At 58.4% G+C, this 19,351-nt stretch carries 20 protein-coding genes; 15 read left to right on the forward strand and 5 right to left on the reverse strand.

What is annotated here, in order from left to right:
* The first annotated feature begins 75 nt into the window (after positions 1–75).
* From BM205_RS20105 to BM205_RS20120, 4 genes are read left to right on the forward strand one after another with little or no spacing between them, the layout of a single operon-like run.
* Positions 76–1,209, forward strand: coding sequence for a 4-oxalomesaconate tautomerase (locus tag BM205_RS20105; RefSeq protein WP_092416644.1), 1,134 nt, complete (start codon positions 76–78; stop codon positions 1,207–1,209).
* A gap of 13 nt (positions 1,210–1,222) precedes the next feature.
* On the forward strand, positions 1,223–2,251 hold the full coding sequence (locus BM205_RS20110; protein WP_092416645.1) for an amidohydrolase family protein: 1,029 nt from the start codon (positions 1,223–1,225) through the stop codon (positions 2,249–2,251).
* 9 nt (positions 2,252–2,260) lie between these two features.
* On the forward strand, positions 2,261–2,950 hold the full coding sequence (gene ligK, locus BM205_RS20115; protein ID WP_092416646.1) for a 4-carboxy-4-hydroxy-2-oxoadipate aldolase/oxaloacetate decarboxylase: 690 nt from the start codon (positions 2,261–2,263) through the stop codon (positions 2,948–2,950).
* A 15-nt stretch (positions 2,951–2,965) separates the two neighbouring features.
* The gene (locus BM205_RS20120; protein ID WP_092416647.1) at positions 2,966–3,874 is read left to right on the forward strand and encodes an NAD(P)-dependent oxidoreductase; all 909 of its coding nucleotides are present in this window, start codon (positions 2,966–2,968) and stop codon (positions 3,872–3,874) included.
* A 46-nt stretch (positions 3,875–3,920) separates the two neighbouring features.
* On the opposite strand, the gene BM205_RS20125 is transcribed toward BM205_RS20120, so the two are convergent.
* Positions 3,921–4,790 carry an amidohydrolase family protein gene (locus BM205_RS20125; RefSeq protein ID WP_092416648.1) on the reverse strand — a complete coding sequence of 290 codons (870 nt, stop codon included), beginning with the start codon at positions 4,788–4,790 and terminating at the stop codon, positions 3,921–3,923.
* A gap of 147 nt (positions 4,791–4,937) precedes the next feature.
* Here BM205_RS20125 and BM205_RS20130 point away from each other — a divergent pair, with 147 nt between their 5' ends.
* Entirely contained in the window at positions 4,938–5,861 is a 924-nt protein-coding gene (locus BM205_RS20130) for a LysR substrate-binding domain-containing protein (RefSeq protein ID WP_092416649.1), read from the forward strand.
* A 12-nt stretch (positions 5,862–5,873) separates the two neighbouring features.
* Here BM205_RS20130 and BM205_RS20135 read toward each other — a convergent pair whose 3' ends face one another.
* The 3 genes from BM205_RS20135 to BM205_RS20150 all read right to left on the reverse strand — a co-directional run bounded on the left by BM205_RS20135 (position 5,874) and on the right by BM205_RS20150 (position 9,226).
* Positions 5,874–6,917, reverse strand: a complete 1,044-nt coding sequence (locus BM205_RS20135) for a porin (protein WP_092416650.1) — start codon at positions 6,915–6,917, stop codon at positions 5,874–5,876.
* 96 nt (positions 6,918–7,013) lie between these two features.
* Positions 7,014–8,315: a C4-dicarboxylate transporter DctA gene (dctA, locus tag BM205_RS20140; RefSeq protein WP_092416651.1), complete on the reverse strand. Its 1,302-nt coding sequence runs from the start codon at positions 8,313–8,315 to the stop codon at positions 7,014–7,016.
* Between the two features lie 548 nt (positions 8,316–8,863).
* Positions 8,864–9,226 (reverse strand): transposase, encoded by a 363-nt coding sequence (locus BM205_RS20150; protein WP_092416653.1) that lies wholly within the window; start codon positions 9,224–9,226, stop codon positions 8,864–8,866.
* 121 nt (positions 9,227–9,347) lie between these two features.
* Here BM205_RS20150 and BM205_RS20155 point away from each other — a divergent pair, with 121 nt between their 5' ends.
* Positions 9,348–9,560, forward strand: coding sequence for a hypothetical protein (locus BM205_RS20155; RefSeq protein WP_092416654.1), 213 nt, complete (start codon positions 9,348–9,350; stop codon positions 9,558–9,560).
* A 20-nt stretch (positions 9,561–9,580) separates the two neighbouring features.
* Here the strand turns inward: BM205_RS20155 and BM205_RS20160 are convergent, their stop codons facing one another.
* Complete coding sequence (locus BM205_RS20160) at positions 9,581–10,471, reverse strand: LysR family transcriptional regulator (protein WP_092416655.1); 891 nt, start codon at positions 10,469–10,471, stop codon at positions 9,581–9,583.
* 101 nt (positions 10,472–10,572) lie between these two features.
* On the opposite strand from BM205_RS20160, the gene BM205_RS20165 reads away from it, so the two are divergent.
* The 9 genes from BM205_RS20165 (at position 10,573) to BM205_RS20205 (ending at position 18,851) form a co-directional block, all read left to right on the forward strand.
* Positions 10,573–11,565, forward strand: a complete 993-nt coding sequence (locus BM205_RS20165) for an aldo/keto reductase (RefSeq protein ID WP_092416656.1) — start codon at positions 10,573–10,575, stop codon at positions 11,563–11,565.
* Between the two features lie 9 nt (positions 11,566–11,574).
* The gene (locus BM205_RS20170; protein WP_092416657.1) at positions 11,575–12,156 is read left to right on the forward strand and encodes an NAD(P)H-binding protein; all 582 of its coding nucleotides are present in this window, start codon (positions 11,575–11,577) and stop codon (positions 12,154–12,156) included.
* A gap of 35 nt (positions 12,157–12,191) precedes the next feature.
* Entirely contained in the window at positions 12,192–13,175 is a 984-nt protein-coding gene (locus tag BM205_RS20175) for an aldo/keto reductase (RefSeq protein WP_092416658.1), read from the forward strand.
* 48 nt (positions 13,176–13,223) lie between these two features.
* Entirely contained in the window at positions 13,224–14,051 is an 828-nt protein-coding gene (locus BM205_RS20180) for an SDR family oxidoreductase (protein WP_092416659.1), read from the forward strand.
* 74 nt (positions 14,052–14,125) lie between these two features.
* Positions 14,126–14,551, forward strand: coding sequence for a (R)-mandelonitrile lyase (locus BM205_RS20185; RefSeq protein ID WP_092416660.1), 426 nt, complete (start codon positions 14,126–14,128; stop codon positions 14,549–14,551).
* 131 nt (positions 14,552–14,682) lie between these two features.
* Positions 14,683–15,534, forward strand: coding sequence for an aldo/keto reductase (locus BM205_RS20190; RefSeq protein ID WP_092416661.1), 852 nt, complete (start codon positions 14,683–14,685; stop codon positions 15,532–15,534).
* Positions 15,535–15,571: 37 nt separating this feature from the next.
* Positions 15,572–16,729: an aldo/keto reductase gene (locus BM205_RS20195; RefSeq protein ID WP_254783972.1), complete on the forward strand. Its 1,158-nt coding sequence runs from the start codon at positions 15,572–15,574 to the stop codon at positions 16,727–16,729.
* A 192-nt stretch (positions 16,730–16,921) separates the two neighbouring features.
* Positions 16,922–18,487: a cation:proton antiporter gene (locus BM205_RS20200; RefSeq protein ID WP_092416662.1), complete on the forward strand. Its 1,566-nt coding sequence runs from the start codon at positions 16,922–16,924 to the stop codon at positions 18,485–18,487.
* A gap of 49 nt (positions 18,488–18,536) precedes the next feature.
* Complete coding sequence (locus BM205_RS20205) at positions 18,537–18,851, forward strand: hypothetical protein (RefSeq protein WP_139227341.1); 315 nt, start codon at positions 18,537–18,539, stop codon at positions 18,849–18,851.
* The last annotated feature ends 500 nt before the right edge of the window (positions 18,852–19,351 follow it).

Genomic DNA, 19,351 nt, shown 5'->3' on the forward strand with positions numbered 1-19,351 from the left:
AGCGACAGAAAGCAACCCACGCAGCGGCGCCGGTGGCGATACTTATGGCACGTTCACAACCTGAATGAGCTTGCCATGTTCACTGAAATCAATTCCGACCTGCGCCCTGTGCCGTGCTTGCTGATGCGCGGCGGCACCTCGCGCGGCCCAATTTTCCTCGAATCGGACCTGCCAGCCGACCAGACCGCGCGCGACCGGGTATTGCTGGCGGCGATGGGTTCGCCGGACCGCCGCCAGATTGACGGCCTGGGCGGCGCCCATCCGCTCACCAGCAAGGCCGGCATCGTGCGTACCAGCAGTACGCCTGGCGTAGCGCTGGACTTCTTGTTCGCCCAGTTGCAGCCAGACAGCGACACTGTCGACACCACGCCCAACTGCGGCAATATGCTGGCTGCGGTGGTGCCGTTTGCGCTGGAACGAGGCCTGATCGCTCCACAGGGCGACACCACCACTGCACGCGTGCTGACGTTGAACACCGGCATGCAGTGCGACATCACCGTGCCGACGCCTGGCGGCCGCTTGCAATACGGCGGGGGCGCCAGGATAGACGGGGTGCCGGGCACGGCGGCACCGATCACCATCAACTTCCTCGACACGGCAGGCTCGGTCTGCCCCGCCCTGCTGCCCACCGGGCGCGTGCTGGACCGGGTACAGGTAGAAGGCGCCGGCATCGCGCCCTTCACCATCGACACCACGCTAATCGACAACGGTATGCCGATGGTGCTGGTGCGCGCCGCCGATCTTGGACGCACCGGTTACGAAACGGTGGCCGAACTGAACGTCGACGCCGACCTGAAAACCCGCCTCGAGGTGCTCCGTCTGGCGGTCGGCCCGATGATGGGGTTGGGCGACGTGACAAAAAAAAATTATCCGAAGATGTGCCTGGTGGCGGCGCCGCGCGACGGCGGCAGCATTGCTACCCGTTGCTTTATTCCGCACGTGTGCCACGACTCGATCGGCGTACTGGCTGCGGTGACAGTCGCCACCGCCTGCGTGCTGGAAGGCGCGGTTACCCAAGGGATGGCCGCACTGTCGGCCGGACTTCAAAAGGCCGTGTCGGTAGAACATCCGAGCGGGGAATTCAGCGTCGAGTTGGGACTCGATCCCGAAAACCCGCAGCAAGTCACTCGCGCCGCACTGCTGCGCACCGCCCGCCTCATCATGCGCGGCGAAGTCATGATCCCCGAAACCGCCTGGAAAGGACAATAAAATGCGAGACCCCATGATCATCGATTGCCACGGCCACTACACCACCGCGCCCAAGGCGCTGGAAGAGTGGCGCAAACAACAGATCGCTAATCTCAACACCCCCGAACTCGGCCCCAAGGTAGCCTCGCTGAAGATCAGCGACGACGAACTACGCGAGTCAATCGAAACCAACCAGTTGCGCCTGATGAAGGAGCGCGGCTCCGACCTGACAATCTTCTCGCCGCGCGCCAGCTTCATGGCGCACCACATCGGCGACTTCAATGCCAGCGCCACCTGGGCCGCCATCTGCAACGAACTATGCCACCGCGTGGCGCAGCTGTTTCCCGACCATTTCATCGGCGCCGCCATGCTGCCGCAATCGCCAGGCGTCGATCCGGCCAGCTGCATTCCGGAGCTGGAAACATGCGTCCGCGAATACGGCTTCGTCGGCATCAACCTGAATCCCGATCCGTCGGGCGGAATGTGGAATTCGCCGCCGCTGTCGGACCGCCACTGGTATCCGATCTACGAAAAAATGGTAGAGCTGGACATCCCGGCGATGATACACGTCAGCACCAGCTGCAACGCGTGTTTCCACACCACTGGCGCGCATTACCTGAACGCCGACACCACCGCCTTCATGCAGTGCCTGACCAGCGAGCTGTTCACCGATTTCCCGACGCTAAAATTCTTGATCCCGCATGGCGGCGGCGCCGTGCCGTATCACTGGGGCCGTTTCCGTGGCTTGGCGCAGGAGATGAAAAAGCCGCTGTTGCAGGAGCACCTGCTGAAAAACATCTTCTTCGATACCTGCGTCTACCATCAACCGGGTATCGACCTGTTGACCAAGGTGATCCCAGTCGAAAATATCCTGTTCGCCTCCGAAATGATAGGCGCAGTACGCGGCATAGATCCAGAGACCGGTAATTTTTATGACGACACCAAACGCTACATCGAAGCATCCACCCAGCTTAGCGCCGAACAACGCTACCAGATCTACGAAGGCAATGCGCGGCACGTGTTCCCGCGCCTCGATGCCGCACTAACCGCCAAAGGCAAATAAGGAGATAACATGATCGACAACAATCTGGGCGTAGTAAAACGCCATATCGTGCGCGCCGACCGCGCCGCAGTAGATGCCCTGAGCCAGTTCGGCGTGGCCACCGTGCACGAGGCGCTGGGACGCCTCGGCCTGATGCAACCAACTATGCGGCCGGTGTATGCCGGCGCCCGGCTGTGCGGCACCGCAGTCACCGTGCTACTGCATCCCGGTGACAACTGGATGATGCACGTTGTCGCGGAGCAAATCCAGCCCGGCGACGTGGTGGTGGCCGCCATTACGGCCGAATGCAGCGACGGCTATTTCGGCGACCTGCTCGCGACCTCGTTCCAGGCACGCGGCGCTCATGGCCTGGTGATCGACGCCGGTGTGCGCGACGTACGGGACCTGACGGCGATGCAGTTCCCTGTGTTTTCCAAGACCATCAGCGCCAAGGGCACCATCAAGGCCACCGTCGGCTCGGTCAATGTGCCTGTGGTATGCGCCGGAGCCCTGGTCAATCCGGGCGACGTGGTCCTGGCTGACGACGACGGCGTGGTGGTAGTGCCGGCCGCGCTCGCCCCGCAAGTGGCCGCTGCCGCCACTGAGCGCGAAGCGAACGAGCACGCCAAGCGCACCAAACTGGCCGCCGGCCTGCTTGGACTGGACATCTACAACATGCGCGAGACGTTGGCCAAGGCTGGCCTGCGCTACATCGACTGAGATCAGGAGACAACCATGGAAACTATCCATATCGGCATACTGGGCTATGGTGAAGTCGGCCGTATCTTTGCCGCAGGTTTGCAGTCGGTGTCTGGTGTCGGGGCGCTAACGGCCTGGGATCGCAAGCTGACAGATCCGGCCAGTGCCGACGCCGACGTATTGCGGGCGGCAGCCGGCCACGCCGGTGTGACGCTGGGCGACGGTATCGTTGCCCTGTGCGACCAGGCCACGCTGATCATTTCCGCCGTCACCGCCTCCAGTACGCTAGAGGTGGCGCAGCAGGCAGCGCTGTACATAAGACCTGGCAGCGTGTTTCTGGATTTGAACTCGGCCTCGCCCGGCACCAAGCAGCAGGCCGCCGCCGTCATCGAGGCGGCGGGTGCACACTATGTGGAGGCCGGCGTCATGACGTCCGTGCCCCCATATGGCATCGCGGTACCGATGCTGCTGGGCGGCGCGCAGGCCGAAGCACTGGCGCAGACCTTGCGCGGCTGGGGCATGAACGTACAGCCGGTGGCGCAGCGGATCGGCGTGGCATCGGCGGTCAAGATGTGTCGCAGCATCATGATCAAGGGTCTGGAAGCTTTGGTGGTCGAAAGCTATGCCACGGCACGCCACTATGGCGTCGAGCAGTTGGTGCTACCGACGCTGGCCGAAACTTTTCCGCAGATCGACTGGTCTGCACAGGGTGCCTATTTTTTCAGCCGCGTAGTCCAGCATGGCAAGCGGCGCGCCGAGGAAATGCGCGAAGCGGCACGCACCGTGCGCGAGGCCGGCGTGGCACCGCTGATGGCGTCTGCCATCGCCGACAAACAAGATTGGATGGCTACCCTGGCCGCGCAAGGCTTGTTTGCGGACATCTCTCCCAAGGCGCCGTGGCAGGACTATGCAGACCGGCTGCTGGCGCAGTTCAGCCCTGATTGAAAATGGTATCTCAAGGCATCGCCGTGCGGCGATGCCTTGCCTCCAACTACTCGAAGCCGTACAAGCGTGCCGGATTATCGACCAGGATCTGCTGCTGGATCGCGGCATCTTCCGTGTAGGCGTAAAACAGGTCGACCAATTCACCGTCGTTCGGCATGTCCTTGGAAATGTTCGGATGTGGCCAGTCGGTACCCCACAACAGGCGCTCCGGCGCGGTGGCGATCAGTGCTTGCGCAAACGGAATCGCATCTGCGAACGGCCTCCTGCCGGCCGACACACGCTCGGCGCCGCAGATCTTAACCCAGGCCAGCGGATTGTCGCGCATCAGTTGCAGTAGCAGCTGAAACGACTTTTGTTCCAGGCCCTGCTCCGCTTTCACGCGCCCCATGTGGTCGATAATGAAGGGTACGTCGATCTTGCGAAGCAGATCTTGGTGGTCAAGCAAATTTTCCGCATCAAGGTGCAGCACGACGTGCCAGCCTAACGGCGCGATGCGACGTACCATGGTGTCGATGACGGCGAGGTCCGGCACGCCGCCCAGATGCTTGACGAAATTGTAGCGGATGCCGCGAATGCCGCCGGCATGCAGATCAGCCAATGCGCTGTCGCTGATACTCGCTTCGACGTTGGCCACGCCGCGATAGGCGCCGTTGCTGGAGGCGATGGCATCCAGCGTGACTGTGTTGTCGGTGCCGTGGCAGCTGGCGTGCACGATGACGGCGCGCGATACGCCTAAGTGCGCATGCAGTTCGCGCAGCATGGCCACCGGTGCATCGGACGGCGTATAGGTGCGGTCGGCGGCGTACGGAAATACCGCAGCCGGGCCGAACACGTGGCAGTGTGCGTCGCAGGCGCCGAGTGGCAGAATGTGCTTGGGTTTTACGGGATCAGGGTCCGGAGGCAAACAGGATTTCATGGAACGGCTTCCTTTGATGTGTAAGTCCATCGGCGCCCGCTGCGGGTGCTGCGGGCCATCGTTAGATCAATTGTGCCCACTGCTACGGAGCTATACAATGGCAATACCAGACTACCTAATATGCGGTTTTCACATAACGGGCTCGCTATGAATCTCGATCAGCTGGAAGCATTTGTACACGTTGCCGAACTAAATAGCTTTACCCGGGCGTCGGCTATCCTTGGGCGCAATCAGCCGGCCCTGAGCCGCCTGGTGCGGCAACTGGAAGTGGATCTACGGCAGAATTTGTTGTGGCGCAACGGCCGCGGCGTGGCGCTCACCGAAGCCGGCAAGGTGCTGCTGGAATACAGCAAGGGCATCTTGCATCAAGTGGACAGCGCCAAGCACGCGCTGAATAATTTGCAGGGGACGCTGGATGGGCAATTCAAGATCGGGCTGGCGCCCAGCGTCTCGCGCTTTGCCACGCTGGCTCTGGTGCGTAGCTTCCAGGAGCAGTTTCCCCAGGCCCGTATCACGGTTTCGGAAGGCTTGTCGACCAATCTGGCCGAATGGCTGATGATGGGTCGCATCGATGCAGCGATCCTGTATGACACCGCTGATACGCCGCTAGTGGACAAGCGCCCACTGTTCACTGAAGAACTATTTTTGATCAGCAAATTGGACGCGCCGACGCCATCGTCGATACGGGTCAAGGATCTGGTGCGATACCCGCTCATCATTCCGGGCCGGCCGCACGCCATCCGCACACTAGTGGAAAGCCAGGCGGCCGAGCGCAACATCAAGCTCAACATTACGCTGGAAGTCGATGCCGTGCCGTCCGTGCTGGACTTGGTGCATGAGGCTTATGGCCACGCGGTGCTGCCGCTAAATGCCATCATCGCCGACCCGATGCAGCGCCAGTTCCGCATCACGCGCATCGAGGATCCGGTGATTCACAGCAGGCTGGCGATCGCCACCAGCAACCAGCATCCGATGTCGAAGCTGGCTACGCTGGCAGTGCAGATGCTGGAAAGTGAAATCCTGCCGCTGTATCAGGCTCGCCAGAAGAACATCGACGACTATCTGTCCTGAACGGCCGCAGCCTCAGAACAGATGCCGGATGCCAAGTGCGTAGCTATTGCCGACCTCGTGGCCGGCGACGTGATCGTACAGATAATTGACGTAGATGTCGGTACGGCGCGACAGAAAGTAATCGTAGCCAAGTCCGGCCGTATTGCGAGTCCCGGTAACAGCCTTGGGATTATCGACGTTAGTGCGAGCCCAGGAAAACTGCAAGGAGCCGGTTGTCGTGACCGGGACCGAGACGCCAGTTTGGTAGGTGTGCGACCTGATCGCAGTCACCGCGCTGTCGGTGGCCTGGGCCGAGCCGTACAGCTTCACGGGACCGAAGTCGTAGCTGAAGCCGGTCAGATAAGCGTACTGTCCGGTCGACGGCGCCACCGCGCCGCTACGGAAGCGTTGCGCAGACAGCACCGCAGCCAACGGCCCGTGCTGGTAGCGCAGGTGCAATCCGTAGTTGCTGACAGCACTGTCGCCCGCCACCTCGCCCGGTGCATAGATGGCCGTTACGCTCAGATCACCCATCTGCGGCGTGACGTACTGGATTGCGTTGTTCCATACCGTGTCGCCGATGATGGTGTTGTTGAACGACGCCACATAGGACTGCACCACAAGCGGCGAAAACACCACCGACGCTTGAAATGGATTGACGATCTGCATCGAAGCGTAAAACGGCGACATCATTCGTCCGAGCGTCAGTTGACCAAAAGCGCCCTTCAGGCCGACCCAGCCGCTGCGCGAGAATCCAGTCGGATCGCTGGCGTTGCGGCCGGCGCCGCCGGTATCGGGCTGGAAAAAAGACTCCAACTGGAAGATGGCGCTCAGCCCGTTGCCCAGATCTTCGCCGCCGCGGAAGCCCCAGTAGGATGTGTTCAGCCCGCCAGAGCCGAGCTGCACAGTGCGAGCCACGTTGTCGCTGCGTTTCATGCTGCCGACATAGGTGCCGATCAGACCGTAGACCTGCACCTGATCTTCTGCAGCAGCATCGGCCGCGATACCGCTGCCGCATCCGGCCAGCAGCATACCCACGACCAGCCGGCCGACAGTGCGTTGTTCAACATAGTACATATTCAGTCTCCTTTGATTTTTATTAAATTTTCTGGCCGAGCGCTATCCTGGCCGGTCCAGCCTGATTGGTCATACTGGGGAATGTCTGACTAAGGGTTAGGCGGATTCTCGATTCAGCACGCGATGCATTTTTTCCGTATCGAGCGCGCCTTCCCATTTCGAAATGGCGATGGTCGCCACTGCGTTGCCGATCAGGTTGGTCGGCGTCAGTCCTTCGGACAGAAGGCGGTGCACGCCGAGGATCAGCGCCACGCTGGCAACCGGGATGCCACCCACCGTCGACAGCGTCGCAGCCAGCACCACGAAAGCGGCGCCGGCGACACCGGCTGCTCCCTTCGAAGTCAGCAACAACACGGCCAGCAGTACCAATTGCTGGTACAGGTCCAGCGGCGTATTGGTGGCCTGCGCCAGGAACACGGTGACGGTAGCGAGATACAGGCAGGTACCGTCAAGGTTGAACGAGTAGCCAGTCGGGATGATCAGGCCCACGACGCTGGGTTTACATCCCAGGTTTTCCAGCTTGATCAGTGTACGCGGCAGCACGACTTCGGATGAAGTGGTCGCCAGGCAGACCAGGATTTCCTCGCGCAGATAACGCATCAGCTTGAAAAGGCTGAAACCGCACAAGCGCGACACCGGCCCCAGCACTCCAAAGATGAAAATCAGGCAGGTGACATAGAAACAGGCTAGCAAATTACCCAGCGACAGCAGCGCGCCGGCGCCGTATTTGCCGACGGTGAAGGCGATCGCGCCGAATGCTCCCAACGGCGCCGCCCACATCACGATGCCCACCGCGCCGAACAACATCTTCGAGGCCACTTCCAGCACCTCGATCATTGGCTTACCGTAGTCGCCCAGCTTGATCAGCGCGCTGCCCAGGATCACAGAAACCAGTAACACCTGCAAAATCTGGCCCTCCGCCAGCGAGCCAACCAAGGTAGAGGGGATGATATTCATCAGAAAGGGAATCATGCCATGGTCATGCGGCTGCCCGACATAGCCCTTGATGCTGCTGGCGTCCAGCTGGGAGGCGTTGATGTTCATACCGGCACCCGGCTGCCACAGGTTGACTACTACCAGCGCCACAATCAGGGCCAGCGTGGTCATCACTTCGAAATAGATCAGGCCCTTGATGGCGACCCGGCCGACACGCGACATATCGTCCATCTTGGCGATGCCGAGAATCACGGTGCAGAAAATGATGGGAGCGATCAGCATGCGGATCAGCTTGATGAAACCGTCGCCCAGCGGTTGCAGGCTGGTACCCGCGTTCGGGTAGAAGTGACCGATTGAGATACCGAGCGCCATGGCGATCAGCACCTGTATCCAGAGCTGTTTGTACCAGCGGCGTGGGGCGGGCAGCACCGGAGCATCGGTGCTTGACGTGGTTATTGCCATTGCTATTGTCTCCTGATTTCTTCGGGCTGCGGCAGACAGGCTGCTACAGGGGCGCTCTACGGATGAAGCGTGACGGGCTGCATGCGCGGGTGCGGATCGCTGCTGGCTCCGATGGTGGCTGATTAAAATGCAAGTCACCGGATTTCATTCTGGCATAGCCCCGGAAACATACAATACCAATATCTCACTAGCTGTTATGCGCATATTGAATAACGGAGTGACTTCGGAGTTGTCCCTGCCGTGGAAGCCGATAGTTGGGCAGCGGGTTGGCCGGTGATGACTGCGACAGTGCGAGGTGATGGCGCGTCCTGGGAGCTAGGACAGTAGCGCGGATCTTCAATCACCTGAACACCATTAACTGAGATTGAATTCCCCTATTTCACTATCGATTGATTCACAAAAGCGGGGCCGCATCACTTTGGCAACATGCTGCGTATAATCAGGAAATACGTCATGAATGTCGTCAATCAACGCAATCAGAGCAAGGTCGTCGATCTGTTTCTTTGTCTCGCCTGATCGATAGTAGTAAGTGCTACGCGGCAAATTGATCATTTGGCATCCCCGTCGAATGGAGCAGGCTTCGGGCCGCTGATGATCGATGAGTTCTCGCTGTCGCTGACGAGTCGTAGCCAAGGTGTTTTTTTAAGGAGATCAAGCTCCATGATGAGCAGGCCGACTTTGCGCTCCAAGGCCGCAATCTGTGCTTCGTACTCTGCAACTGTCGAAGCGGCGGCATCCTCTTTATCCAGTTCACCGCGATCAAACTGCGTCAGCCACATCTGCACGAGGTTGGCTGACAGGTTAGAGGTCTTGAGCGCCTCACGGCGCCCAAGTTTTCCAGTGCGAATATCCGTGCAAAGCTGGATTTTAAATTGCGGGCTATGCCGCCGATAATGTCCTCTTGCTGACATGGTGTCGCTCCTCCTGAGAGGGCTCGACAAGCGTATCACTTCCTCCCATAGCCTTGGTCCAGCCCGAGGGGTTCACTCCAATCTGGTGTCAATTTTCGATGCAAATTAACATACCAGCCGCATGAAGACACAAATATGCGAATTGAGAGCAGGAAAATCTCTGATCACGACAGCAAAGCTTATCGATGGAAGCATCGTCGACGGTCTACTTTTGGATCGATCGGATAAATTTACCGCCATCATGGATGTCAAGGCAGTGCACGTTTTAACTGCCGGGGAAAAACAGCAGCTGCTTTATTCCACACAAATACCAAAAATCAAATGCCCTGCGTGACCTGTCATCTTAAGTTTGGATCAGCGCGACTTTGGAAGTCGCAAGGCATCGACAACAAGTGACAGCGCTGATGAGGAGCGACGACTTGCATAGTAGAGGTGATATCCGGGAAAGGTGATCTCCCACTCATCGAGAGTCGTCACGAGCCGCCCTGCTGCGATATGCTCACGGACCATATCTTCCGGCAGCCAGGCCAGCCCATTCCCGGCCACTGCGGCATCGGCCATTAAGTCGCTCCGATTAAACATGAGGCGACCCTCGACATTGGCGGTAGTGATTCGCTCGCCATGCTTGAATTCCCAGGCCAGCAAACCACCGTATGTCGGTAGACGCAAACCGATACAGTCGTGCTCGCTCAGTTCCTGCGGCGTCTGCGGCGGCGAATTGCGTTTGAAATAAGCAGGGCTTCCCACGACAACCATGCGCATGTCCGGCGCAATGCGCAACGCAATCATGTTTTTGGCAACGTCGCCGCCAAGGCGGATGCCAATGTCGAAGCGCTCCGCCACGATATCGACAAATCGGTTGTCACTGCTGATCTCAATCTTGATTTCGGGATAGTTTGGCAACCACGGCAAAAGTCTCGGCCAAACGATTGACCGTACCGCGTGTTCGGTCGCAGTGATGCGAACAGTGCCAACTGGCTTGCCTCGCATGTTGCCGAGGACTGCTAGTTCCGCTTCGATCTCGGCCAGCCGGGGTTCGACAATTCGGAACAACTGCTCGCCCGCCTCCGTAGGTGCAACGCTTCGCGTCGTGCGGTTGAGCAGCTTTAGATCAAGCCTGTGCTCCAGTGATCGGACTGTTTGGCTGAGAGCGGACTGTGTGACACCGATCTGAGCGGCTGCGCGGGTAAAGCTCCTCGCTCGCACCACGGCCGCAAAGGCTGCAAGGTCGTCGAAAACCGCCATTGATTAGATCTCCTAATAATTGAATGTCGTTTTAGCAGTCTAGTCATTGAATGTCAACTGGCCTAACCTAGATGAAATCAACGCAAGACAGGAAAAACATCATGAAAACACGTCAACTGGGCCACAACGGCCTGACCGTTTCTGAACTTGGCCTTGGCTGCATGGGCCTGAGCTTCGGCCTCGGCCCCGCCTCCGATAAGGCGGAAGGCATCACCATGATCCGCGGAGCTTTTGAGCGCGGTGTGACATTTTTTGACACGGCCGAAGGATATGGCCCATTTACCAACGAACTCCTCGTCGGGGAGGCAATCCAGCCAATCCGTGATCAGATCGTCATAGCGACCAAGTTCGGGTTCAAGCTTGACGAGAATGGCGCGATGGTCGGTCTCGACAGTCGCCCTGAACACATTCGTGAAGTCGTTGAAGCTTCACTGAAGCGACTGCGCACCGACCGTATTGACCTGCTGTACCAGCATCGAGTTGATCCGGCCGTGCCAATTGAGGACGTGGCCGGTGCGGTCAAGCAACTGATCGCCGAGGGCAAGGTCAAACATTTTGGCCTTTCTGAAGCAAGCGCTAAGACCGTACGGCGTGCGCACGCGGTTCAGGCCGTTGCGGCGATTCAGAACCACTACTCACTTTGGATGCGCGAACCCGAAATTGAACTGCTAACGCTCTGCGAAGAGCTCGGCATCGGCTTCGTCTCTTGGGGGCCGCTCGGCCAGGGCTTTCTGACCGGCCAGATCACCCCGGATACCAAATTCGACGACGCGACGGATTTGCGTGCTACCTTCCCGCGTTTCACGCCGGAGGCGCTTAAGGCAAATTTTGCTGTGGTTGATTTTCTCCGGACGATGGCTGCCAGCAAGGACGCGTCGCCCGCACAGATCGCGCTCGCTTGGCTGCTTGCTCAAAAGCCATGGGTCGTGCCGATCCCAGGCGCAACAAAGCTTGCGCATCTCGATGACAACCTACCCGCATCCGATCTGACTCTCACCCCCGAAGACTTGCGGCACATCGACGAGGCATTCGCAGCCATCGATGTAAAAGGCGCTCCGTTATCGGAAGGACTCACCTCAATTGCTGACCGATAGGAGGCAGAAATGACCCGCGTTCTTATCCTCGGTGCAAACGGTCAGGTCGCTCGCCACGCGACCGCGTGCTTTCTTGAAAACACAGATGTAGATCTGACGTTGTATCTGCGCCATACGAGCCGGTTAAAGAATCCAGATCCAAAGCGAGCAACCATCGTCGAGGGTAATGTCCTCGACCGCGCAGCCTTGATCGACGCGATGAAAGGTCAGGATGTGGTCTTCGCCAGCCTGGCCGGTGAAATGGCTGAGCAGGCTCAGAAGATCGTGGCTGCGATGAAGGAAGCGAGCCTGAAACGGCTGATCTTCATTAGTTCAATGGGCATCTACGGCGAAGTGCCAGGCGAAAAATACCGCAGCGTACTGGACCCATACCGTGACTCGGCCGCCATCATCGAGGCTTCAAGCCTCGACTATACGATCCTGCGTCCTGGGTGGTTTACAAATAACCCGAAGGTGAGCTACCAAATCACGCAGAAGGGCGAACCATTTCACGGACATGACATATCGTTGAACAGTCTGTCGGATCTGATCGTCAAACTAGCTCTCGATCCAACGCTGCACGTCCGCAGCAGCATCGGTGTAAGTCAGTGACAAACAACTTCATCGCGTCATCAAAGGAGTGAAAAATGCAACAACGACAACTTGGCAGAAGTGGTTTAACAGTCTCCGCCCTCGGGCTCGGCTGTATGGGCCTGAGCTATGGTTATGGACCTGCAACCGACACAGCTGATGCCATCAAGCTGATTCGTGCTGGCGTCGAGCGCGGCATCACCTTCTTCGACACAGCAGAAGCCTATGGCCCGTTCATCAACGAGAGCGTGGTTGGCGAAGCACTTGAACCGATGCGTGATCAGGTCGTGATCGCAACCAAGTTCGGCTTTCGGGACGGAGACACGACCAAAGGGCTCGACAGCCGGCCGAAACGCATTCGGCAGGTTGCCGAAGAGGCGCTGAAGCGCTTGCGTACAGACCGCATCGATCTGTTCTACCAGCACCGCGTCGATCCGGCCGTCCCGATCGAAGATGTGGCCGGCACAGTCAAAGAGCTGATCCGCGAAGGCAAGGTGAAGCATTTCGGCATGTCGGAAGCTGGCGTTGAGAGCATTCGTCGTGCTCACGCGGTCCAGCCCGTCACCGCTCTGCAGAGCGAATATTCGTTGTGGTGGCGTGAGCCCGAAAAGGAGATCCTTCCTGTCCTTGAAGAACTCGGTATCGGCTTCGTGCCGTTCAGCCCTCTGGGCAAGGGATTCCTGACCGGCGCTATTGATGCCGAGACATCGTTCGGCGAAAAAGACTTCCGCAACACCGTACCGCGCTTTGCACCGGAGGCGCGTCAGGCGAACCGGGCGCTCGTGGACGTGCTGGCAGGCATCGCTGCCCGCAAGCAGGTCACGCCTGCCCAGCTCGCGCTCGCGTGGCTGCTTGCGCAGAAACCGTGGATCGTTCCGATTCCCGGCACGACTAAGCTGCATCGTCTTGAAGAAAACGCTGGCGCAGCGGCGGTCGTGCTGTCACCCGACGACCTGATCGAAATTGAGGCGGCAGTTTCCAGCATCAAGCTTCAGGGCGAGCGCTATTCGGCGGACCGGCAAAAGCTCGTCGGAAATTAAATACGTCGCACGGAAAGACTTTACCCAACAGCAAGAAGGAAACTTATCATGGCGAATGTCATTGTTGTTATCGGAGCCGGATCGATCGGACAGGCTATCGCACGCCGCGTCAGTGCCGGCAAGCATGTGCTGCTCGCAGACCTAAGTAAGGAGAACGCGGACGCTGCCGCAAAGACTCTTACCGACGCCGGCTTCGAGGTGACGACGGCCGTCGTGGATGTGTCGTCACGCGCATCGGTCCATGGCCTTGCTCAGACCGCTACAGCACTCGGAAGCGTGACCGGCTTGATCCATGCCGCTGGCGTCTCGCCGTCGCAGGCCTCACCGGCTACGATCCTTAAGGTCGACCTGTACGGCACCGCCCTTGTGCTGGAAGAATTCGGCAATGTTATAGCGGACGGTGGCGCTGGCGTCGTGATCGCCTCGCAATCCGGGCACCGTTTGCCCGGCCTGAGCAATGAGGAGAACGCCGCTCTCGCAACTAGCCCGGTGGAAGACTTGCTGGCTCTGCCGATGCTGCAGCCTGACCAGGTCAAGGACTCGCTGCATGCCTACCAGCTCTCGAAACGCGGAAATTCTCTGCGGGTCATGGCCGAAGCTGTTCGATGGGGTAAACGCGGCGCGCGCATCAACGCGATCAGCCCGGGGATCATCTTCACGCCCCTTGCAAGGGACGAGCTGAGCGGTCCGCGCGGTGAAGGCTACCGTCGCATGATCGATCTGTCGCCCGCCAAACGCGGCGGCACCCCGGACGAGGTCGGGGTTGTCGGCGCACTGCTAATGGGGGCGGATGGCGGGTTCATCACGGGCAGCGACTTCCTTATGGACGGCGGTGTGACGGCATCTTATTGGTATGGAGAACTTGCTCCGAAGTGACCGGCAAATATGTCGGCGTTACGCGTCACACCCGAAAAACTGGAACCCGCAATCAATCTCAAAGGAGACTTCTTATGCAGCTCAAACGTCCAGGCTCACAGCCGTCGGCCAAAGGCCCCGAGGAATACTTCACCGGGAACGTCCGCGTCGACATGCTCAACGTCGCCCCCGCGCCCTCACGCGTATCATGCGCGAGCGTCACGTTCGAACCTGGTGCCCGCTCTGCGTGGCACACGCATCCTCTTGGACAGACGCTGATCGTCACGGCAGGGTGCGGATGGACTCAGTGTGAAGATGAACCGATCGTTGAAATCAGAGCCGGCGACGTAATCTGGTGCCCTCCCGGTCATAAGCACTGGCACGGTGCCACGCCCACGACTGCGATGACTCATATCGCAGTCCAGGAGGCGCTTGATGGAAAAAACGTCAACTGGATGGAAAAGGTCACCGATGCGGAATACCTTGCAGGCGCGACCACGCCGGAAAAGGACATCGAGTGATTCTCGCCATCCCGCTGCATTAGAGCAGCATGGAACAAGTCTGCCGACCATGACCGGAAAACCGTGGCTCGCGTCACTGTCTGGCCGATGGCAGAACCACCTTCACCGAGATAACTTTGAAAGGAGCTAACATGCAAAACGTCACCTTGAACAATGGTCTTCAGATGCCGATCGTCGGCTACGGCGTCTTCCAGATCCCCGATCACGCAGAATGCGAGCGCTGTGTCGTCGATGCCATCGGGGCCGGCTATCGGTTGATCGATACTGCAACCTCTTATATGAACGAAGAGGCCGTAGGTAAGGGGCTGAAAAATTCCGGCGTACCGCGCGATAAGCTGTTTGTTACATCCAAGCTTTGGGTGCAGGACACTGGATACGAGCGCACCTTAATGGCCATTGACAAGTCGCTTCGCCGGCTGCAGCTTGACTTTCTGGACCTTTACCTCATCCATCAGCCGTATGGCGACGTTCATGGCTCATGGCGCGCGATGGAAGAAGCCTACAAGGCCGGCAAGCTGCGCGCCATTGGGGTCAGCAATTTCCAGCCTGATCGCCTGATGGACATCATCGCCTTTAATGACGTGGTCCCTGCCGTCAATCAGATCGAGATCAACCCCTTCCATCAGCAGAAAGAGAGCGTGAGCTTCATGCGCAATAACGGCGTGCAGGCAGAAGCCTGGGCACCGTTCGCCGAGGGGCGCAACAACTTGTTTCAGAACGAGGAGCTGGTCGCCGTGGGCGAAAAGTATGGCAAATCAGTTGGTCAGATCGTCCTTCGTTGGCTCGTTCAGCGCGGCGTCGTATCCCTTGCCAAATCCGTCCGGAAAGAGCGAATGGAAGAGAACCTCGATGTTTTTGATTTCGCGCTGGATGACGCCGACATGGCGCGGATTGCGATGCTGGACAAAGCGGAAAGTAGCTTCTTCTCGCATCGCGATCCGGCAATCGTCAAGTGGATGAGCGAGCGAAGGCTCGATGTTTAAAGCATACAGAACAGAACACAAACAGGAGGAGCCAGTCATGGCCCCAGTAATGAATGCAGAGTTGGGACGCCGAAGCTTCCTCGGCTTGGTTGGAGGCTTGGCTGCCACACCGTTGCTCGGTATGTCCGCTACGCCGGAGTCAGCGCAGACGCAGGGTCTGGCAACCCCAGTTTCGGTACTTGGGGCGGAGCGGCGCAAGCTCGGATCGCTCGAAGTATCCAGTCTTGGGCTCGGCGTACAGAACATGAGCCGCACCTACCAGACTACGGTACCGAGCCGGACCGAGATGATCAGGATCATTCGAACAGCGTTCGACAACGGCGTTACGTTCTTCGATGCAGCCGAAGCCTATGGGCCGCATGAGGTGGAGCGCATCCTCGGCGAAGGCGTGGGGCCAATCCGCGACAAGGTCGTGATTACCTCAAAATTCGGGTGGGACATCGATCTTAAGACCGGTGAGCGCCGCCCGGGGTTGAACAGCCGTCCGGAACATATCAAGTTGGCGGTGGATGGAATGTTGAAGCGCTTGCGCACCGATCGAATCGACCTGCTTTACCAGCACCGCGTCGACCCAGACGTCCCGATCGAGGATGTTGCCGGCGCGGTCAAAGATCTCATGGCTCAGGGCAAGGTCCTGCACTGGGGCCTCTGTGAGATGGGCCCCAAGACGCTGCGCCGCGCGCATGCCGAGCAGCGCCTCACCGCCATTCAGAATGAATACTCTCTGCTGTGGCGAGGTCCGGAGAAATGGGTGCTATCTCTTTGCGATGAGCTCGGTATAGGTTTCGTGCCCTGGAGTCCCTTGGGGGTAGGTTTCCTCGCGGGTGCTATCGACGTCAAGACGCGGTTTGCCGAGGGCGACATTCGCAAGATTGAAACAAGGTTTTCGCCTGAGAACCTGCCGAAAAATTTGGCACTCGTGAAACTCTTGAAGAGTTGGGCCGACCGAAAGAGTTCGACCCTGGCCCAGGTCGCGTTGGCTTGGCTGATGGCTCAGAAGCCGTGGATCGTACCAATCCCGGGTACGACGCAAGTGCAACATTTGCTCGACAACATCGGCGCCATTGCAGTCCGGTTTTCACCGTTAGAACTGGCCGAACTGAACTCCGCTGCGATGGCGATTCACATTGAAGGTGCCCGGCTTCCTGATAGCGTACTGGCTTTCTCAGATATTGAGGCGCCGCCGAGACGCTGACGCCGTGGCATCGCTGTGCGCCCCACAGCCCGGAGGGCATCGATGCGGATCGCGGACGGCCGAGCTTTCCGGGGGTGTAGTTGTCCCCTATCGCGGCATTTTTTTCACTTGCCTCGCCCGCTGTTAGAGTGTCGTGGGCAGGATGGAGAGGGCCTCACCAGTAAAGCAAACCGGTCAAGGAGGACTGCAGCCATGGAAATTTTTGAATGGATCATCGCTTTGTTGCTGGGTGCGGCACTGCTCGCGGTCCTGGCACAAAAATTAGGCGCTCCCTATCCGACTTTTTTGGCGCTCGGAGGCGTTTTGCTGGCATTCATTCCTGGTAGTCCGAACTGGACGCTGGACCCGCATCTTGCCCTGACGCTGTTCGTCGCGCCGGTGCTTCTTGATGCTGCCTATGACACTTCACTGCGTGACCTTCGTGCGAACTGGCGGCCCGTCGCCGGCCTGGTCATTGCGGCAGTCGGAACCACAGTGATTGCGGTTGCAATTGCGGCCAAATGGCTCATACCCGGGATGCCGTGGCCGATCGCTATTGCCCTCGGCGCCATCGTTGCGCCGCCAGACGCGGCAGCGGCAACGGCGGTGATGCGTCAGGTCAAGCTGCCGCACCGGCTTCTGAAGATCCTCGAAGGCGAAAGCCTGCTCAATGATGCGAGCGCTCTTCTCGTGTATCGCCTTGCGATCATGAGTGCGATAACAGGAACTTTCGGGGTAAGCAGTTTTGCGCCCGTGTTCCTGTTGACCGTCTTTGGCAGTCTTGCCACAGGCATCGCCTGCGCTTTTGCCATCCGCCCTTTAATCAGTTTCGTGCGGGACGTGCCGATCTCTGTGATTTTGCAGTTTGCATGCACCTTCGGCGTCTGGATCGCGGCGGAAGCTATTGGCCTCTCCGGCATCCTGACCCTGGTTGCCTTTGCGATGACGATGGCACGACACATCGGGCCGAATCTCCCGGCACGCATGCGAATCCCAGTCTTTGCGATATGGGAGACGGTCGTCTTCGTCTTGAACGCTTTTGCCTTTGTGCTGATCGGCTTGCAGCTACGGCCCATCTGGGAGCGGCTGGAGGGAGGCGGCGCGCGTATAGATGTGCTGTTGACAGCCGGGGTTGTTCTGATCGTCACGATTTCGGCGCGGTTTGCTTGGGTCATAACTTACACCGCTCTCAAAAGACGGTTATACGACCGCGCCAGTACCAACGAAAGTGTCAAGCCAACTTTTGGAAGCGGCGTCGTCGTATCGTGGGCTGGCATGCGCGGCATCGTCACACTCGCCGCAGCCTTTGCGATTCCGGAGACATTGCCGAACGGCATGCCTTTCCCGTACCGCGATCTGATCCTGATGTGCGCATTTGCAGTTGTGCTTGGCACCTTGGTGCTGCAGGGTCTTACCATCAAGCTACTGATTCGACGACTTGGCCTCACCGATGACAATCCCGTAACGCGCGAAGTCCGTTTTGGCCGGGCGCGTGCTTACCAAGCCGTGCTTGATTCCCTGAAGGACAACGATTCTCTTCCTGCAAAACTGCTGAGCAAGGAATACGCCGCATTGCTCGATCTTAACACTGGGAACACGTTAGATGCACCGGTTGATGACGTTCCGGGCGGCCCGCTGAGGCGCGGCGCTATTATGCTTGCGCGCCAGGAGACGACCGAGCTGCGCCGCACCGATATTATAGGCGACGACGCTTACCGCATCTTGATCAGGGAGCTTGACTGGGCCGAACTGAGCGCGGGCGGCGACCGCGAAATTTGAAGTTGGAGCTACGTTCTAGCTGGTGCTGCCCCTTTTAGGCTCAACCGGCTTGCTGAAAAGCTTGCTGGCCGGCGCCAGCGCGATTGCGAATAGACAGCAGCCAGAACACGCTAAAAATACACAGTCTCCATGGGATGCGGATTTTCTATACTTCATGGTGCGCGAGCCTTTTCCCTGCAAGACATCCGCAGCGTCGCTGATGTCCGGCAAGATCACCCAGCATTCTCAGCCGTGTATGACATCGCTGATGCCGGAGAACCGCGTGATTTTCAGCGATGGGATTGAAACTGATTACATCGAGTTCAATTCTGGAATCGTTGCAGAACTCGGCATTGCTAAGAAAAATGGGCATTTGATAGTCTGATACTTGTCCTGTCACCCTGCCGGCTTACCCTGGTAAAGCCGCGTCCACAAAGGGCTCGACAGACTATGTTGTCCGCTCTGACTGAAAAATTAAAAATCGAGGTTGTTCCGACAGACTTTGCCGTCAATCTCTTGATTTTTCTTTTCCATAAAAATCAGATACTTACGAAATGAGCTCCTGACTGACTTTATTGTTCGCTTTCATCTTTTTTCCTTACAATTAAAGTCGAAAACAGGTCATTAAAGTCGAAAACAAGACAATAAAGTCGAAAACGTCGATACGCGCATTTTGGCGACGGATATCTCGCTGCATCTGTGAGGTGGTGACTGGTTCCAATACGACGTTATGTCGTGGATAGATACGCGCCATTCATAGCAAAGCTTGCTATCTGTCAGCAGTAGCCGGTCGAGAAATACCGACAAAGGTCTGCTCCAGACTACTTGCGATCACGGGGCTTCGATGGAACTTCAAACAGTTCTCTAAAGGCGTTCTTCCTCTAT

The sequence above is a fragment of the Collimonas sp. OK307 genome (assembly GCF_900113705.1).
Taxonomy (GTDB): Bacteria; Pseudomonadota; Gammaproteobacteria; order Burkholderiales; family Burkholderiaceae_D; genus Collimonas.

Coding starts and splice junctions, on each gene's coding strand:
- BM205_RS20105 (WP_092416644.1), top strand. CDS start 76: ATGTTCACTGAAATCAATTCCGACCTGCGCCCTGTGCCGTGCTTGCTG.
- BM205_RS20110 (WP_092416645.1), top strand. CDS start 1,223: ATGATCATCGATTGCCACGGCCACTACACCACCGCGCCCAAGGCGCTG.
- ligK (WP_092416646.1), top strand. CDS start 2,261: ATGATCGACAACAATCTGGGCGTAGTAAAACGCCATATCGTGCGCGCC.
- BM205_RS20120 (WP_092416647.1), top strand. CDS start 2,966: ATGGAAACTATCCATATCGGCATACTGGGCTATGGTGAAGTCGGCCGT.
- BM205_RS20125 (WP_092416648.1), bottom strand. CDS start 4,790: ATGAAATCCTGTTTGCCTCCGGACCCTGATCCCGTAAAACCCAAGCAC.
- BM205_RS20130 (WP_092416649.1), top strand. CDS start 4,938: ATGAATCTCGATCAGCTGGAAGCATTTGTACACGTTGCCGAACTAAAT.
- BM205_RS20135 (WP_092416650.1), bottom strand. CDS start 6,917: ATGTACTATGTTGAACAACGCACTGTCGGCCGGCTGGTCGTGGGTATG.
- dctA (WP_092416651.1), bottom strand. CDS start 8,315: ATGGCAATAACCACGTCAAGCACCGATGCTCCGGTGCTGCCCGCCCCA.
- BM205_RS20150 (WP_092416653.1), bottom strand. CDS start 9,226: ATGTCAGCAAGAGGACATTATCGGCGGCATAGCCCGCAATTTAAAATC.
- BM205_RS20155 (WP_092416654.1), top strand. CDS start 9,348: ATGAAGACACAAATATGCGAATTGAGAGCAGGAAAATCTCTGATCACG.
- BM205_RS20160 (WP_092416655.1), bottom strand. CDS start 10,471: ATGGCGGTTTTCGACGACCTTGCAGCCTTTGCGGCCGTGGTGCGAGCG.
- BM205_RS20165 (WP_092416656.1), top strand. CDS start 10,573: ATGAAAACACGTCAACTGGGCCACAACGGCCTGACCGTTTCTGAACTT.
- BM205_RS20170 (WP_092416657.1), top strand. CDS start 11,575: ATGACCCGCGTTCTTATCCTCGGTGCAAACGGTCAGGTCGCTCGCCAC.
- BM205_RS20175 (WP_092416658.1), top strand. CDS start 12,192: ATGCAACAACGACAACTTGGCAGAAGTGGTTTAACAGTCTCCGCCCTC.
- BM205_RS20180 (WP_092416659.1), top strand. CDS start 13,224: ATGGCGAATGTCATTGTTGTTATCGGAGCCGGATCGATCGGACAGGCT.
- BM205_RS20185 (WP_092416660.1), top strand. CDS start 14,126: ATGCAGCTCAAACGTCCAGGCTCACAGCCGTCGGCCAAAGGCCCCGAG.
- BM205_RS20190 (WP_092416661.1), top strand. CDS start 14,683: ATGCAAAACGTCACCTTGAACAATGGTCTTCAGATGCCGATCGTCGGC.
- BM205_RS20195 (WP_254783972.1), top strand. CDS start 15,572: ATGGCCCCAGTAATGAATGCAGAGTTGGGACGCCGAAGCTTCCTCGGC.
- BM205_RS20200 (WP_092416662.1), top strand. CDS start 16,922: ATGGAAATTTTTGAATGGATCATCGCTTTGTTGCTGGGTGCGGCACTG.